Below are 16,966 nucleotides of genomic sequence, written 5' to 3'. Positions count from 1 at the left end.
GCCTGTAAAAAATACAATAATATCATTAACTTAATTTTTATTAGACCAATTGACGTGTCCATGTAGAAAAGCAACAAGTCTGTATACCGACGAATGGCGTAGCTTCCAGAAGCACTTTGAAGGCGCCGATGATGACAAAAAATGATAGATACTGATGAACGCATCATGACACGACCAATGCCGTTCTTGTCGCCACCACAGATCAGGACACCTCATGGAGCCGCCATCACCTTCCACAAGAGTTCGTCTCAAGGATGTTGCCCGCGCCGCAGGGGTCAGCACGATCACTGTCTCCCGCGCTTTCAGCGCCCCTGAACAGTTGCATCCCCAGACTCGTCAGCGTGTACTCGACGCGGCACAGGCAATGGGGTACGTGGCAAGACAGCGTCCGACCGGCGAGGAAAACCGACGCCCGGTGATAGGCGTTATTAACCCTCAGCTGGACAATCCCTTTTTTCATGACCTGGCCTGTGCTTTCAGCCAACAGGGAGAAGCGCGCCGCATGGACGTGCTGATCATGGATTCCCATGATTCAGCCGCTCAGGAAGAAGCTGCCGTGGATCGCCTGATCGCCTGCGGTGTGGACGGCATCATCCTGACCGTCATCTCCGCTGATCGACGTTATCGCCCTCCCTATTTCGAGCGTCTGGAAAAGGCAGGCATTGCCGTTATTCTGGTGGACCGTGAGGTCACGGCCCCCCACTATGGCGGTGTCTACATCGACAACCTGGACTGCGGCTATCAGGCGGGAATGTGGATGAGAGAACAGCCGGTCGAGCGACTGCTGATTCTCTCCGGACCACCGGACTCGCTGGTGACCATCGGGCGGGTATCAGGGATACGCGAGGCCATGGCAGGCAGTCGCATCACGCTTGAGGTGAACTATGGGGATTTTTCCATGACGCCTGCCGAGCAGTTTCTGGAGAAGAGACTCGATCAGCCCCCGCTGCCTGATGCCCTGATTGGCATCAACAACCAGATCACGCTGGGCATTCTGGCGGCCTATCGACGGGCCGGCCTCCCCCTGCCCGGGCAGCCCGGCGGCCCCCGTCTTTTCTGCATCGACGGGATCGCCTGCGCCGAACTGCTGGGTATGGATATGCCCTCCATTCGTCATGATCTAAAGACCATGGCCACCCAGGCCATGGATCTTGTCGAGGATGCCCTGCGCTCCGGCAGCCGACGCGGGTCTCGCCAGGTCGTGCGAGGCCATCTTCATTTGCCGGGAGAGACGGCCTGACTGACGGTTCAGGGACGCGCAGCCCCACCGCCCGGCGCATCACCATTCGGTGCGCCGCCGGTATCCGATCCTTCGTCATGTGAGTCGGGAGGCGCGACCATAACGTCCTGACCCTCCCGTCGCACTTCGCCCGAGCGCGCCCCTTGCAGATGCTCCAGCAGGCCATCAAGGTTTTCCAGATGGACACTGGTGCGCGGTACGGCCAGGTCGAAGCCTTCTTCATCCATACGACGCTTGAGGCGCAAATTGAATTCTCGCGTCACCTCCCACTGCATGACCGGAGCAGTCCGAAAACGGGCCCGTACGATGGCCGAGCCCTCGGTAAAGCTTTCCACTCCCTGCATTTCGAGCGCCGACCAGATCTTGAAGCGAAACAGCGGATCGTTGCGCATACCGCCGGCCGTCTCCTCGATCATCTCGATGGCCCGATCGATGGTCATGCGCTGCGGAACGCGTACGCGGAACATGGCGTAGCCAAACTCTCGCGAATAGTTCTGCACTGCCTTGATCTGACTGAAAGGTACCGAATGCACGATGCCATCCAGATCACGCAGCCGGATGGTGCGCAGGCTGAGCTTTTCGACCGTGCCCAGATTGCCGCCCACATCCACAAAGTCATCGATGGCCAGCGTGTCCTCTACCAGAATGAAAATGCCGGTAATCAGATCCTGCACCAGTGTCTGGGCACCAAAGCCGACGGCCAGACCGATGACCCCGGCACCGGCCAGAAGCGGCGTCACGTTAACGCCCAGGTTGGCCAGTGCCACGATCGTGCCGATCACCAGGATGGTGACAAACACCACATTGCGCATCAGCGGTGTGATGGTTTCGGCCCGCGCCCGACGTGCGCGCCCGCGCTGGGAACGCGAGGTGGAAGTCATGGCACGATGAATGGCCGTATCGGTCAGAATCCAGATCAGCCAGCAGATCAGCACCGTCAGACCGATACTGATCAGCGGCTGGGCAATACGCTCGCCCACTCCACCGGTTCGTCCGAAATTGAGCAGCGAAAAGCCCCAGGCCTGAGCGGCACACTCGGCAAAGACGACCCAGCAGGCCAGATGGCACAGCACATAACCAAATCGGGTCAGACGTCGAATATAGAGTGAGCGGCGCGGCCGCTGGCGCACCTGCTGACTGTTGCGACGCAAAAGGCCTGTCACGATCAGGGTCACGATCATGAGGCCGGCCGTTAAAAGCGCGCGCGCGAAGACCGAGCGTACATCACCGCTGTAGGTCAGGATGGCCAGCAGCGAGGCGGCCACGATCAGCAGCGCCGGAATGTGCCAGACCTTGCCCAGCACTTGAATCAGGTCACTGATGGCCCCGCCCTGGCGACGCTGGCTTAACGGTCGGTTTCGAATCAGATGACGAATCGGACGACGAAAGCGCACCACGAAAAAGCCGGTCAGCACGACCGCCGTGATGTTGATCACTTCCGCACTGAAGCCAGCCAGCTGGCTGCCGAGTGCCTCATTAAGCAGTGAAGCGTTAAGGGCATCTCCCAGCGCGGCCACACTGCCGATATAGAAAAGAGGCCAGGCCGCCTGCTGACGCAGCAGCCGCAGCGCCGTACGTCGATGCCCCCAGGAAAACAGCGAAAAGACCACCTCACAGACAGAGGCAAAGACCATGCCGCATAGCGCCGCCCACCCAAGCGTAGTGGCCAGGATCATGCCGGGTGAGGGACCCATTCGAAAAATCATCACCAGGGTGACGGCAAAGGCCACCCCCATGGGCAGCAGTCGACGCAAACAGTAGCGTATCAGCGTGACGGCGGTCGGCTGCTCGGGCAGTCGCTGCACGACACCATAATGCTTGCCCACCAGCCTGATCAGCGCGTAAAGCAGCAGTCCGATCACCATCTGTACTGCCAGCGTCATCAGAAAGTCACGAATTAATGACCAGCGACTGTCGTGACTGCCAAATCGTTCGGACATATCCTCCAGCGCGCTGTTGCCTCGGCGCTGCCAGCTCTCGACCAGGCTGCGACCCTCTCCGTTCTGACCGGTTACCTCCTCAAAGGTGGTGGCCAATGCGCCCAGCAATCCGCGCCCGGACGTCCCCTCGGCATTGTCGCCGTCGATACGCGCCTGACTGGCCTCGCGAAGTTCGCGCAGCCCCTTTAGCAGCGAATCGCGCTGCTGGCTGTTTTCAAGCGTCGAGATCAGCTGATCCAGCGAGTCGCGCATCTGCTGGGGAGAGACCTGCTCACTGCCGCTGGCGCCGTCCTTGTTACCCGCTCCTAGCCCGGCAAGTTCGGCAGCCGAAGCGTTCGCCTTCGGCACCCCTGCCAGTACGATCACCACCAGCATGACGATTGCGCCCAGCCGGCGCATGGCTGTCAGCGCCCAAAGCCCTGTTGTCGCCTGCATCCCCTGATATTCCTTTACTGTCCAACCGGCAGGCAGCGTGACCTGGTCAAGCCTGGTCGACAAGTCATTAAGCCCCTTTGCGGACAAAACGCTGCTTATCCTTGTGGGTGGGATCATTTTTCACGATCATAACGGCTGAAAACCGCCCATATGGGTCGAGCCTGACCGGAAAACGGTTGAAAAAATCTTGACGCTGGCCCATCATACCCGGCCATTAAATTTGGCTGACCAACATCTTTCCGGAGCGCGCCATGAAAGCAGGCATCCATCCCCAGTACCGCACGGTGATCTTCCACGACACCAATGCCGATACACACTTCAAGATTCGTTCGACGGTAAGCACCAGCGAAACCATCGAGTTTGAAGGCGAGACCTATCCGCTGGTACGTCTGGATATTTCTTCTGCATCGCATCCCTTCTATACCGGCCAGCAGCGTCAGGCCAGTTCCGAAGGTCGTGCAGCACAGTTCCGTCGTCGCTTCGGCAACTTCGGTACGCGCAACAACGCGCAGTAAGACTCCGGGCGCGCTTCGCCCGCGTCATACGGCCTTGTTCGGGCCGATATTCCGAACATTGCAGCGCTCCTGTATGCCCGAAAGGCTTTCTTTCGGGCGTCAGGGCTGCCCCGCCCTACCCCGCAAGATACGCAATCCCCCCTCGAAATATCCCCTGACATAAAACTGAATCACGCAATTGGGCATGAACCTGCCACACGCGCTATTGTCTTATTATCAGCCATTTTGATTCAGCCACTACCCGTGAGGAGTGTTTACATGGCAGATCAGAGTTATAACGCCGCCTGGCGCATGGCCGAAGAGATGAAGACACGCGCCCGGGCCGCGCAACCCTCTCGCCAGCCCGGTGCCCTGAAAATGCTGGGCGCCTGGATGGTATTTGGTCTTCTCCTGATGCTCGGCAGCGTACTGGCCCTGTTTTTCGTTCTGCTGGGCTGGGCCATGATGCCCCTGGTGCGCCACCGCATGAAAAAGCATGCCGAGCGTCAGGGACAAACATGGCAGGGGCAGACAGCTGCCGGTGGCGGCCACGCCACGCTTGAAGGTGAATACGAGATTCGCCGTGACCCACATGCACAGCATCACTGATCTAAATACCCTGATCCGTTGCTGAAAAAAGCCGGCACTGCCGGCTTTTTTTGTGACCGATCACACGCTCCTGCCTTCCTCCCCATTGAATTACCGATAGCATGCCCCGACGTCACACATGATAAGCCTGCTAATGATATGCTGGCGGCAGCGCTACTTCGCAATCAACAGAGGCCACCATGTCCCTACTTGCCAATACTCGCCTGTCCGTACTGGATCTGGCCCCCGTGCGTCAGGGCGGCACCATCAGTGAGACGTTCGACAATACGGTGACTCTGGCGCGTCATGCCGAGGCGCTGGGCTATCATCGTTTCTGGCTGGCCGAGCACCATAACGCCGCCGGCATCGCAAGCGCCGCCACCTCGGTGTTGATCGGCCATGTGGCCGGCGCGACTTCGACCATCCGGGTCGGTTCCGGTGGCGTCATGCTGCCCAACCATCCCCCGCTGGTGGTGGCCGAGCAGTTCGGCACGCTGGCCACGCTCTATCCGGACCGCATCGATCTGGGGCTGGGGCGCGCCCCGGGCACCGATGGCGCCACCATCGCCGCGCTGGGTCGCAATCCTCAAAGCGGCGTGCATGACTTTCCTCAGCAGGTTGCAGAACTTGCTCGCTACCTTGGTGATGAGCAGCCAGGACAGCGCGTCAGCGCCTGGCCGGGACAGGGCACTCATGTGCCGCTCTGGTTGCTGGGCTCCAGCGGCTACAGCGCTCAGCTCGCCGCACACCTGGGGCTGCCGTTCGCCTTCGCCGGCCAGTTTGCGCCTGGCTACATGATGGAAGCGCTACGACTGTATCGGACCCAGTTTCAGCCTTCAGAGGTACTCAGCGAGCCCTACGCCATGGCCGGCATTCCACTGATCGCCGCTGACACCGATGAAGAAGCGCAGTATCAGGCCACCACCCAGCAGCAGAAATTCCTGTCACTCATCCGCGGGCGTCGTATTCAGCTGGCGCCACCAGTACGGGAGATGGACTGGAGCCCGCACGAGCAGGCCGCCATTTCCAACAATCTGGGCGCCTCCATCGTGGGCGGACCGGACACCGTTCGACGGGAACTCGAAGCCTTTATCGAGCGTACGGGGGTCAATGAAGTGATGATCAACTCGGATTTCTTCGAACATGCCGACCGGCTGCACAGCTATGAAATCCTCGCCGAACTCCGGTCGGGACGCCGTTAAATGCCCCGACCGGCAGGCGTCAGGCAGGACTGCCTGACGCCCCCACCCTATCCTTTGCGGCCAGTGCCCGGTTGGTGACAAACACAACCACTGCGATTGCCGCGCCGGCAATATCGGTCCAGATACCCGGGAAGATCAGCATCAGCGCGCCCACCAGTGACAGCAACCGCATGATCATGTTGACCTTCGTCCACAGATACCCCTCGGCGGCCACCGCCAGCAGGGTGACCCCGGCCACGCTGGTCACCAGTACCATCGCGATATTGGCGATCGTTGAGTCAATCATCAGCATTTCGTGGGCGAACACGAACATGAAGGGCACCACGAATCCGGCAATGGCCAGCTTCATGGCCTGAAAGCCCGTGGCATTGGGCGAGCCCCCACTGATGCCGGCACCGGCATAGGCGGCCAGCGCCACCGGCGGGGTCAGGTTGGCAAAGATGCCGAAGTAGAAGACAAACATGTGCGCCACGAACACGGCCGTGTCATTGCTGCCGGAGAGCTCGCGAAACAGCGGGAGGTTCAAAAGGATCGGCGCTGCCATGGTGCTGGTAATGATGTAGGTCGGGATACTCGGCAGCCCCATGCCCAGCACGATGGATGCCAGCATGGTCAGAAGCAGCGTGACCATCAGCTGGATCATTGGGCTGGGAATCTGCGAACCCAGCGCCACAACGGCATCAGCTGCTTCCAGCGCGATACCGGTGAGCGTGGCAACCCCCACGATGATGCCCACCGCCCCACAGGCGACGGCCACCGGAATGGCGTTGCGAATGCCCCCTTCCATGGCATCGACACAGTCACGCGCGGTCATGGTTTCGGCAACGATGCCCTTTCTGGCTCGCAGCGCGTTGACCATCACCGGCACCGCGATCACCGCCAGCAGCCACAGTCGATCAATGCCGACATCGGGAATGCCGCGACCCACGATCAGACCCTCCAGCTGCGGCTGAAAGATCAGCGCCAGCAAAATCAGCGACAACCCGATCACCACACGGCGCGTACCGCAGATTAACACCGTGGCACCGATCGACCAGAAGGCGGCAAAAAACGGTGCGCGACCATCGGCCAGTAGCCAGATCAGCACCGCCATGGGAATCAGAAGATGGCCGCGCTCGACCATAACGGCCCGCACCGGCGAAAGCTGGTCCCGCGGAATGCCCTTGAGACCGTTGCGCAGCGCGCGCAGATGGACCTGGATCAAAACACCGAGATAGAAGAGCAGTGCCGGAATGATGCCGGCCAGCATGACCTGGGTATAGGGCACCGACAGCACCTCGGCCATGATGAAGGCAGCTGCCCCCATGATGGGCGGCAGGATCTGACCACCCACGCTGGCCGCGGCTTCCACGGCGCCGGCAAAGTTCGGCTTGTAGCCGGTCTTTTTCATCAGCGGAATGGTGAAGGCACCGGTCGTAACCACATTGGCAATCGCTGACCCGTTGATCGAGCCCAGAAAACCACTGGCGATGACCGCCACCTTGGCCGGCCCGCCCCGGGAATGCCCGGCGACCGCCAGCGCCAGATCATTGAAAAGCTGACCAAGCCCTGACTTGCCCAGAAAGGCGCCAAAGAGAATGAACAGGATGATGTAGCTGGCCGATACGGCAATGGCCGAGCCCAGCAGGCCTTCAGTGATGTAGACCAGATGCGACATCAGCTGACGACCGATCGCCATCAGGATGTTCGGATTAAGCTCGGGGTAGAACGACAGCCGGGCGTAGATGCCATAGGCCAGAAAGGCCGTGGCCAGCAGTGTCAGTCCCCAGCCGGTCACACGACGGGTGGCATCCAGTACCAGCAGGATGGCCACGATACCGATCACCATGTCCAGATCCGTAATACGCCCGGCAGCCAGAATGATGCGCTGGGTGGAAAGGATCATGTACACGCCGATACCAAGCGCCACTACCGCCAGAATCACATCGCGTATCGGTACCCGGTCCCGCGCCCCCTTACGAGTAAAGGGATAGAGCACAAAGGCCAGTGCCAGCAGCGTATAGAGGTGAATGCTGCGCTGCTGAATATCGATCAGCGGTCCGGCCGTTGACGTATAAAGATGGAACAGTGCCAGCAGCACGCCAATGACGGTGACCACACGGGCAAACAGTGGCGGAAGGCTGTGGCGAATGGCGCTTTCGCGGTCATATTTCTCGAGCAGAGCCGGGTCCAGTGCTGCCGTATCCTGCGTCCCGGCCAGACCGCCGGGCAGCTCGGCGCCATCATGCTTGTCATCCGGGGTATTGCGGCTATCCACCCGTGTGTTCATGTTGTTCTCTCCGTACCGACCCGGGATTTTGATGTTCACGGGTCATTCGGTGCCACCAGGGGCGCCACAGGGCAGCCATGACCATGATCGGCGGCAACCGTTGTTGTTGGAAGTGCAGAATCGGCGCCGGTCCGAGCGCAGCGAGGTCGAACCAGTAGCCACCATATTCAAGGCGATAGTGTTCGCGCTCGGCGGCCTGTACCAGCAAGGGATCTACCGACCGATGGAGGCCCTCGAGCACGACCCAGCCGTGCTCGAGACGGCTGGGTCGGCCGGTGTCCGGCACACCGGCGCCAAAGGTCTTGAAGCGACTGCGCACCACATCGACGCCGCCCTGGGTCAGCTCGAAGGTTTCAGTCCAGTCCTCCCGCTCGACCGAATGCTGCCAGCGCAGCGAAAACCGCGTGCCATCATCGCCGGAGAACGCGTAGCGCCGCTCATCAGCGCTCCCGGCATGAAGCTCGCTGACCACCAGCCACGGCCGGGGCCAGCAAAGCACCAGCAGCAACATCAGGGCATACAACAAAAGCCAGCCGCGACGATGCGACACGCGCTGGCTCAGGTAGCGTCGTTGCTGTTGGCGTTGTTATCGGCCGCATCGCTGCCACCGGCGTCAAATCCGGCATCACTGCCCTGAGCGCTCTCCTGGCGGCTGTCGTAATAACGCTTTGCCCCGGGGTGCACCGGCAGAACCAGATCCTTGTCCAGCGTGTCGGAACCCACTTCCTTCAGGGCACCCACCGCGACCTGCCCGGAGCCCAGATATTCATCAAAGCGGCGAGCCAGATCCTCGGCCACATCATCACGCATGCTGGCCGGCGCGATCAGAAGATTACGGATGGAGACGGTGTTGACGGGCTCGGAGAGATCGTAACGTTCGGCTGCGCCGGCAGGAATGGTGTAGCTCTGGTAATAGGGGTAGTCAGCCATCAGTTTTTTGGCGGTATCGCCATCGATGTTGACGAACTTGATGTCCCGGCTTTGCATCAGGCCGGTAATGTTGCTGTTGGGCACGCCCGAGGTGAAAAACGCAGCATCGAGATTACCGTTGCTCATTTCGGTCACGCTGTCGGCATAGCCGGTATGACTAACGCGCGCCAGATCATCGTAATCAATTCCGGCGGCGGACAGAGCGATCTTGGCACTGGCTTCCACGCCCGAACCTACCTGACCGACACCGATGCGCTTGCCGGCCATATCCGCGATGCTGTTGATACCGCTGTTATCCAGCGCCACGACCTGCACCACGTTGGGATACAGCCCGGCAATCGCCGTGATATCGGCAGGGTTGTTCTCGAACTGGTTCTTGCCGTTGACGGCGTCATAGGCCACATCGCTCATGACGATGGCCAGCTGATTCAGGCCGTCCTGAATATTCTGAATGTTTTGTACCGATGCACCGGTCGAGACGACCTGGACGTTGCTGATCACCGGGCTGGCTTCCAGCACGGACTTCAATGCGCCGCCCAGCGCGTAATAGGCGCCGGAGGTGCCACCGGTCCCAAAGACCAGCTGAACCGGCTCTGCCGCAGCCTCGCTATTGCCGTCCTGCGTTTCGGCACTATCCGGTTGGGCGCTTGCAGCGCTGTCGGCCTTCTGGCTGTCGCTATCATCGCTGCAGCCACCCAGCATCAGCAGTGCCAGTGAGGCCGCGATCAGTCCGCTCTTGTAATCCATGGTGCCATCCCCTGATTCATTGGAATTCGCACGCCCTTGAGTCATCAGGCGCTGTCATGCGGGATCAATGTATACAGGGGCCATGTCGTAACACAATGTACCTGACGCTCTCCGAGCGCCAGGCATGGCATCCATTGGTCGTATTGAAAATATCAGACTGCTCTGATTCAAGCATTTCAGGGCAAGCGAAAGCGACCGGCGAAATCATCGATCAGCCCGGCCAGCGCTTTTGGCATTTCCATCGGCAGCAGATGGCCGTGATCGGGAATGACTTCAAGACGCGGCGAAGCGAACTGACCCAGCACCAGAGCTTCCTGCGTCTTCGGAGGTAGTGAAGGGTCCTGATCACCCACGACAATCAATGTGGGATAGTCCAGCACACCGACAATGTCGGAAAAATCCTCCCGACTGCCGTGACGCGGCCAAGCCTGCCAGGCCGCAGGTGAGGCCCGCATGGCATCTTCCACGGCATCCTGATAGCGCGCAGGAGAAATGCCCTGGGCAATCGCACCATCGATAAAGGCTTCGGCCTGCTCACGACTGTGATCAAAGGCCTGCTGAAACTCGCGCTCTTCATCGCTGACCGGCTGCGGACCGGCCGGAGCCGGGGCCACCAGCACCATCGAGATGAGCCATTCGGGCCGCCGAGCGGCAAGCACCATGGCGACCTTGCCGGAAAAGGAATGACCGACCAGCACCACGCGCTCAAGGCTCAGCGCATTGATAGTCTGCTCGACCTGATCCGCCATGGCACGAGTATCAAAGCCCTCGATATCGGCAGCGTCACCAAATCCCGGCAGATCGAGTGCAATACATCGATGCTCAGGCCCCAGATGCTCGATGACCTCGAGCCATTCCCGATGTGAATTGCCGAAAAAATGCAGCATGACCAGCGCGGTATCGCTCTGGCCCCGATCGATCAATGGCAGCATGTTCTCTCCCTGACGCATGCGTTGAACAAACGTATTGAGCATAGCTGTCGTCACTGCATGTGACAGTGAGGGATTGTCGGGGATAGCGCAGGCATGTCTATACTGATGCCCATACTCCGGTAATGCCGGCCCCTCGAACGATGACAGAGGATGCATGCCCATGAATGCCAGCGGTTATATTGTGGCCAGTGACAGCGCCATCATTGGCATTGGAGAGACCATCAGGGAGGCTGCCACGCAGGCACTTAAATGGAGCGATGATTATGACGGCATCGATGCGCTGATCTCGGATATGGAAAGCGATCTGGAAAAGGCGCACGAAGAGGATGGCAAGCCCTACCTGAGGCGTGCCACCGCCGCCCTTATGGATGCCGTGGAAAAGGGGGGCACGCCGGAACAATGGACCATCATCGATAACATTGCCTGTACGGCCGAAGAGGCCATCGAGCACAACAGCTAGCGCCCCACCCTTTCCTGTCACGACGCTGCTTCAGAGCAGCCGTCGAATCCCAGGCAGACTCCCCAGCCACTTCTGAGCCCGGACCAGCAGATTGCCGGGCTCTTTCGTCAGCCTCTGGGCCTGATTATCCTCATCCACCGTGACCCACGACAGTTGCCCCTGGTCATCCAGCTCGACCCTGAAGCTGCTGTCCGGGCGAAGGGCACGCTCGATCACCTCATCAAGTTCTGACGCCAACCCTTCATGATCGACGTTCAGCCCCATTTCGTTGTTCCACCAGGTCGAGCGTGGATCAATATTGAAGGAACCGATAAAGAGTCTCCTGTCGTCCATGACCATGGCCTTGCCATGCAGGCTGGACGCCATGATGCCGAAATGATGCCTGCGACGACGGTGGCGTGGCTTGTGGCCGTGTCGCAGCTCATGCATATGCGCTCCCTTCTCGAGAAAGCGTCGCCGCCAGGGCGAATAGCTGCCATTGACGATCGGCGTATCACTGGCCTGCAGGGAGTTGGTCAGCACGGTCACATCCACGCCTCTTTCCAGCAAGGCTTCGATGTCGATCACATCACGCTCACTGGGAATGAAATAGGCCGAGACAATTTTGATCCGGGTTTGGGTGTCAGCCACCATCGCCCCGATGGCCGGCCCCATGATCAGATCACGGGAGGGATAACCCGGCTGGCATGGCTTGTCCGGATGGTCCCAATACAGCTCACCGTGGGCCTGAACCAGCTCGCCCAGGCCCTCTTCAAGCGCGCGCTGCTCGCCATGGTGGATGGACAAAAAAGCCGAATCCGCCAGCTCTTCACCGGATAACTGCTGCCGAAGCTCTTCACGCAGGTCCTGCCAGTCATGATCTGGCGTTTCCGAGATCAGGGAGGTCAGCGTGCTGACACAATGCCCATGCCAGTACTGGCTGAAGCATTCACGCATCTGCGCGGCCACCGGACCGTCGGCCACAAGCATATCCAGATCAGCAAAATTGTATTCACTATTGGTGATGAAATAGTCATCACCGAGATTGCGGCCGCCGGCAATTCCGACCACGCCATCCACCAGCCAGAGCTTGTTGTGCATGCGTCGGTGCGAGCGCCGAATGGTCAGAGCCATGGCCAGTCGATGGCTCCAGGTATAGCGCCGCCAGAAGGTCACCGGATTAAACAGGCGCACCTCGATATTGGGATGGGTCTGCATGGCGCGCAGCATGCCCTGCACACCGATTGCGCTCATGTCATCCACCAGCATCCTGATTTTGACGCCGCGCTCGGCCGCAAGCAGCAGCTCGGCCATCAACACTCGGGTGGTAACGCCGTCCTCAAGGAGATAGCTCAGGCTGTCGATGCTGTCCTGAGCGTAGCGTGCCAGATGAGCACGCACTTCAAAGGCGTCAAGGCCATCAGAGAGCAGCCGCATGCCGCTGGTGCTGTCTGACGCCTGCCCATGCTGTTCCGCCCAGCGTTTCAGGGCATCGGCATTGATATCATTGGTCATGGAAGGACTCATGGTCGCGATGCTTCAGCGACCGATTGCGGTAATAGCGACGCAGCAGAGCAGCGTAAAGCGCTGCCACGAGCATGGCGGCCAGGACGAGACCCTGGGACGGACGTTTCAGATGCTCAGGCAGCAGGGTCTCAAAGAGCACGATCAGAATAAAGCCGATGGCCTGAGCGGAGATGGCAATAATTCTTGGCGTATCGCGACGCCGGGAGCGTCTGGCGCGGAAGTCGGGCATGAAAATCACCGGCAAACATGGATCAGCAAGCATGACCGGACACGCCGGCCTGTCCAATTCTAACGCATGATGGAAAAAACGAATGGATCTTCCCGAGCGTATCCTGCTCTCTCCGATACCGCTGGCCGTAGCCTGCGCCACTGCCACCCTGTTGACGGCACACCTCATCAGCCCTTCGACACGGGCCACCACAACGCGCTGGGCACTGGGCGCGCTGGTGTTCTGGGCGGTCGGCGCAGCGCTTCTGCCATGGTTTGGCGGTCCCGGCGCCTTCAGAGTGCCATGGCCCGCGCGGCTCGGATACCTCGAACTGGCGCCCGCCGGCGGATTGATCGCTCTGCTGGCGTGGACGCTGTGGTACTGCCGCCAGCGCTCCGGGCTACGCAGACGCCTCTGCCTCGTGATCATGGTATCCAGCGGCCTCTGGTGGGGACTGGAGCAGTGGCGCACGACGCTGGCACCGCCGCTGCCCGACACCCTGCCCACGCTCAGCCTTGAGTCTCTTGAGGGCCGCTCGGTCACACCAGCCAATGAAACATCAAACCGTTATCTCCTTTTATGGCGCAGCGACTGCAGCACCTGCCGACAATGGCTTCAACGGCTGGCCGAACAGCCCATCGGACAACAGGGAGAGCTGATACTGGTCAACCAGGGCGAATCGCTTCTCAGCGCGATCCGCTATCTGGACCAACATCCTGACCAGCGTCTCGAGCTCGAGGATACCGCGCTACTGATGGACCCACGCCAGCACCTGCTGGCCCTGACCGGGCAGCGCCACCTGCCGGTACTGCTGCACGTGGCGCCGGATAACACCCTGACGCGCATCTCCAATCTGTCGACCATCATGGGGGATAGATCACAGCGGCAGTAACCTCTGCTCACATCAGTGCCCCGCCGCCCCTCTCTTTTGGTTAAGATAGGCACCCTTTTCGAAGGTCACCGCCCCAGGGCCATGCTGCATGGCAGGCCATGGTAGTGACCCACGGCAGTTCATCCCCCGTCGATGACCGATTCACATCTGTACCCGCGCGCCCGAGAGGCGACATTTTCGAGGCATCATGAGCAATTTTACTCCCGGTCAACGCTTCATCAGTGACGGCGAAACCGAGCTGGGCCTTGGCACCATACTGAACTGCGACGCGCGTAGCGTGACCGTCCTGTTTGCCGCCAGCGATGAAACCCGAACCTACAGCGTGCGCGAAGCGCCCCTGACCCGCGTGGTCTTCGGTCGCGGTGACCGTATCGATACCGATGACGGCCAGGTGCTGCTGGTCAGCGAGCTGCGCGATGAGGGTGGTCGAATCATCTACATCGGCCAGGACAGCAACGGCGAGCGTGAGCTGCCGGAATCGCGCATCAGCGACCGCATGCAGTTTCATCAGGCTCGTGACCGACTGCTGACCGGCCAGATCGACCGCAATGATGCCTTCAATCTGCGCTATCGCAGTCTTCAGCATCTGGCACGCGTCGAGCGCCATCCCGGCTTCGGCCTGTCCGGCCCGCGCATCGACCTGATTCCGCACCAGCTGCATATCGCCGATGATATCGCCAGTCGCCGTCTGCCCCGCGTACTGCTGGCCGACGAGGTCGGCCTTGGCAAGACCATTGAGGCAGGCCTGGTGCTGCATCGCATGCTGCTGACCGGTCGCGTCGAGCGCGCCCTGATTCTGGTGCCGGACAGCCTGGCGCATCAGTGGCTGGTCGAGCTGCTGCGCCGCTTCTCCATCGAAGTCACCCTGCTCGATGAGCAACAGAGCAAGGCCCGCGGCAACGATGGCAATCCATTTGAGTCGGCACAGCTGGTACTGGCCAGCCAGCAGTGGCTATTTGCCAACCCCGAGCGCCAGAGTCAGGCCCAGGCCTGCAACTGGGACCTGCTGATCGTGGACGAAGCCCAGCACCTTGAATGGGATCCGGAAAACGGCGGCGATACCGGTTACCAGTGCGTGGAAGCGCTGGCCACCCAGCACACCGGGCTGCTGCTACTGAGTGCCACGCCGGAGCAGATGGGCGACGTCAGCCACTTTGCCCGCCTGCGCCTGCTGGACCCCGAGCGCTATCACGACATTGATGCCTTCAGGGCCGAACAGCGCGGCCACGCAACGCTTGCCGAGGCCATCGAGGCGCTGGAACACCTGCCGGAACAGCCAGAGCATCGCGATGTCCTGCATCCCATCGTCGCAGACGATCCACAGGCGCTCGCCCTGCTCGAGCAGCTGATGGGAGCCGGAGAGGATAAACAGCCCTCGCTTCGTGAGTCGCTGCGGCGCGTGCTGCTTGACCGCTATGGCATCGGCCGGGTCATGTTCCGCAACAGCCGTCGCCATGTCAGCGGCTTCCCGGTACGTCACCTGCACGTCAGCGAGCTGGAAAACCCGGGCGCCTATCGCCGCATCGAGCAGCGCATCAGCCGCGACGAAGACTATCTGGACAGCCTTCTGATCGAAACCGGTCTGGATTACCCGGAAATTCTGCTCTACCCCGAAGCGACCTTCGAGGCGCGCCGGCAGGATACCCAGGACGATGAGCGCTGGTGGCGGCTCGATCCGCGCATGGCCTGGCTGCGTGAATGGCTCAAGAGCCACCCGGGCGAGAAGGCACTATTGATCTGCCATTACGGCGAAACTGCCCGCGAACTGGCTGCCGGCCTGCAGGTGCTGACCGGTCTACATGTGCCGGTCTTTCACGAAGACATGACGCTGATCGAGCGCGACCGCGCGGCGGCCGCCTTTGCCGAGGCCGAGGATGGCAGCCCGCTGTTGATCTGTTCGGAAATCGGCTCGGAAGGACGCAACTTCCAGTTCTGCCATCATTTGATCCTGTTTGATCTGCCGCCGCACCCTGACCAGCTGGAACAGCGTATCGGGCGCCTGGATCGAATCGGCCAGCAGCACGACGTCGAGATTCATCTGCCGATCATGACCGGCAGCCCGACCGGCGCGCTACTGCGCTGGTATCAGGAAGCACTGGCGGCCTTCGAGGCGCCCAGCGGCCTGGGCAGCGTGGTCAGCGATGCCCACGGCGATGCACTGTTCGATGCGCTGCTGGACCAGGAGGCACTGGACGAGGTCATCGAAGAATCCCGAACGCTGGCCGTGCAGACGCGCCAGGAGCGGGAAGCCGGTCGTGATCGCCTGCTCGCATGGAGTTCATTTGACGCCGGTCACGCCGATGAGATGATCGAGGCCGTACAGGCACTCGATGATGATGCAATGCTTGATCGTTACCTCGATCAGGCACTGGACGTCTTTGGCATTGACACCCGGGAAACGGATGAAGGACTCACCTATCTGCACCCCGGGTCTCACATGGTCGATGGCATGCCCGGCCTGATCCGTGGCGAGGAAGGTTTTACCGCTACCCGTTCACGTCAGCGCGCACTGGCCCGCGACGATCTTCAGCGCCTGTCCTGGGAACACCCGCTGGTACGTGAAATGCTCTCCCGAGCGACCAACGAGAGCATGGGTAATACGGCACTGGCACTGCTGGCCCATCCTTCCATTCCGGGCGGCCGATTCATGCTGGAGGCCATCTTTCGAACACGCACCAGTGCGCCGAAGGCGCTTCACGTCAATCGCTTTTTCCCGCCCGCCACCGTGCGTGTGCTGCTCGATGAATCAGGCCAGGTGCTTTCCGACAAGGTGTCCTTTGGCGGACTGGCCAGGAACCTGCGTCACGTCAAGAAAGGGGTCGCCCGGAATCTGGTACGCGAGCGCCAGCAGCAGCTGCGCGAGCTGTTTGATCAGGCCGAGCAGCAGGCCGAAGCAGAACTACCCGCGCTGGTAGAAGACGCCCGCGCACAGATGGCTGCCCAGCTGGAGGGCGAGATCGATCGACTGACGGCACTGGCACAGCGCAACCCGGACGTGCGCGCTGAAGAAATTGACATGCTGCGTCACGAACGCGCCGCGCTGGATGAGGCCATCGCCGGCACCCGTCTGCAGCTCGATGCCGTGCGTGTCATTGTGACCGTCGACCCGCAGTAAGCGGGCCG

At 60.7% G+C, this 16,966-nt stretch carries 14 protein-coding genes; 7 read left to right on the top strand and 7 right to left on the bottom strand.

What is annotated here, in order from left to right; genetic code table 11:
* The first annotated feature begins 214 nt into the window (after nucleotides 1-214).
* On the top strand, nucleotides 215-1,240 hold the full coding sequence (locus B9H00_RS11790) for a LacI family DNA-binding transcriptional regulator (protein WP_086900804.1): 1,026 nt from the start codon (nucleotides 215-217) through the stop codon (nucleotides 1,238-1,240).
* Nucleotides 1,241-1,248: 8 nt separating this feature from the next.
* On the opposite strand, the gene B9H00_RS11785 is transcribed toward B9H00_RS11790, so the two are convergent.
* On the bottom strand, nucleotides 1,249-3,615 hold the full coding sequence (locus B9H00_RS11785; protein ID WP_236944261.1) for a mechanosensitive ion channel family protein: 2,367 nt from the start codon (nucleotides 3,613-3,615) through the stop codon (nucleotides 1,249-1,251).
* 251 nt (nucleotides 3,616-3,866) lie between these two features.
* Here B9H00_RS11785 and B9H00_RS11780 point away from each other — a divergent pair, with 251 nt between their 5' ends.
* From B9H00_RS11780 to B9H00_RS11770, 3 genes are all read left to right on the top strand, one after another.
* A complete protein-coding gene (locus B9H00_RS11780; protein WP_086620751.1) occupies nucleotides 3,867-4,130 on the top strand; it encodes a type B 50S ribosomal protein L31 in 264 nt (87 codons plus the stop codon).
* Between the two features lie 258 nt (nucleotides 4,131-4,388).
* Nucleotides 4,389-4,718, top strand: coding sequence for a hypothetical protein (locus B9H00_RS11775; RefSeq protein ID WP_086900803.1), 330 nt, complete (start codon nucleotides 4,389-4,391; stop codon nucleotides 4,716-4,718).
* A 179-nt stretch (nucleotides 4,719-4,897) separates the two neighbouring features.
* Nucleotides 4,898-5,899 carry an LLM class flavin-dependent oxidoreductase gene (locus tag B9H00_RS11770; protein ID WP_086900802.1) on the top strand — a complete coding sequence of 334 codons (1,002 nt, stop codon included), beginning with the start codon at nucleotides 4,898-4,900 and terminating at the stop codon, nucleotides 5,897-5,899.
* A gap of 19 nt (nucleotides 5,900-5,918) precedes the next feature.
* Here B9H00_RS11770 and B9H00_RS11765 read toward each other — a convergent pair whose 3' ends face one another.
* The 4 genes from B9H00_RS11765 to B9H00_RS11750 all read right to left on the bottom strand — a co-directional run bounded on the left by B9H00_RS11765 (nucleotide 5,919) and on the right by B9H00_RS11750 (nucleotide 10,777).
* Nucleotides 5,919-8,168, bottom strand: a complete 2,250-nt coding sequence (locus B9H00_RS11765) for a TRAP transporter permease (protein WP_086900801.1) — start codon at nucleotides 8,166-8,168, stop codon at nucleotides 5,919-5,921.
* Nucleotides 8,149-8,718 carry a DUF1850 domain-containing protein gene (locus B9H00_RS11760; RefSeq protein ID WP_086900800.1) on the bottom strand — a complete coding sequence of 190 codons (570 nt, stop codon included), beginning with the start codon at nucleotides 8,716-8,718 and terminating at the stop codon, nucleotides 8,149-8,151. The genes B9H00_RS11765 and B9H00_RS11760 overlap by 20 nt, the downstream gene beginning before the upstream one ends.
* An 8-nt stretch (nucleotides 8,719-8,726) precedes the next feature.
* The gene (locus B9H00_RS11755) at nucleotides 8,727-9,845 is read right to left on the bottom strand and encodes a TAXI family TRAP transporter solute-binding subunit (RefSeq protein WP_086901844.1); all 1,119 of its coding nucleotides are present in this window, start codon (nucleotides 9,843-9,845) and stop codon (nucleotides 8,727-8,729) included.
* 176 nt (nucleotides 9,846-10,021) lie between these two features.
* Nucleotides 10,022-10,777, bottom strand: a complete 756-nt coding sequence (locus B9H00_RS11750; RefSeq protein WP_086901843.1) for an alpha/beta fold hydrolase — start codon at nucleotides 10,775-10,777, stop codon at nucleotides 10,022-10,024.
* Nucleotides 10,778-10,931: 154 nt separating this feature from the next.
* Between B9H00_RS11750 and B9H00_RS11745 the strand changes: the two genes are divergently transcribed.
* Nucleotides 10,932-11,237, top strand: coding sequence for a hypothetical protein (locus tag B9H00_RS11745; protein ID WP_147376545.1), 306 nt, complete (start codon nucleotides 10,932-10,934; stop codon nucleotides 11,235-11,237).
* A gap of 30 nt (nucleotides 11,238-11,267) precedes the next feature.
* Here B9H00_RS11745 and B9H00_RS11740 read toward each other — a convergent pair whose 3' ends face one another.
* Nucleotides 11,268-12,731: a phospholipase D-like domain-containing protein gene (locus tag B9H00_RS11740; RefSeq protein WP_169713438.1), complete on the bottom strand. Its 1,464-nt coding sequence runs from the start codon at nucleotides 12,729-12,731 to the stop codon at nucleotides 11,268-11,270.
* Nucleotides 12,721-12,972, bottom strand: a complete 252-nt coding sequence (locus B9H00_RS11735) for a hypothetical protein (RefSeq protein WP_086901842.1) — start codon at nucleotides 12,970-12,972, stop codon at nucleotides 12,721-12,723. The genes B9H00_RS11740 and B9H00_RS11735 overlap by 11 nt, the downstream gene beginning before the upstream one ends.
* An 82-nt stretch (nucleotides 12,973-13,054) precedes the next feature.
* On the opposite strand from B9H00_RS11735, the gene B9H00_RS11730 reads away from it, so the two are divergent.
* Nucleotides 13,055-13,843: a TlpA family protein disulfide reductase gene (locus B9H00_RS11730; protein ID WP_086900797.1), complete on the top strand. Its 789-nt coding sequence runs from the start codon at nucleotides 13,055-13,057 to the stop codon at nucleotides 13,841-13,843.
* Between the two features lie 187 nt (nucleotides 13,844-14,030).
* On the top strand, nucleotides 14,031-16,958 hold the full coding sequence (gene rapA / locus B9H00_RS11725; protein ID WP_086900796.1) for an RNA polymerase-associated protein RapA: 2,928 nt from the start codon (nucleotides 14,031-14,033) through the stop codon (nucleotides 16,956-16,958).
* Nucleotides 16,959-16,966 lie beyond the last annotated feature (8 nt).

The sequence above is a fragment of the Kushneria marisflavi genome (assembly GCF_002157205.1).
Lineage (GTDB): Bacteria > Pseudomonadota > Gammaproteobacteria > Pseudomonadales > Halomonadaceae > Kushneria > Kushneria marisflavi.
This window is presented reverse-complemented; position numbering and strand designations above follow the sequence as displayed.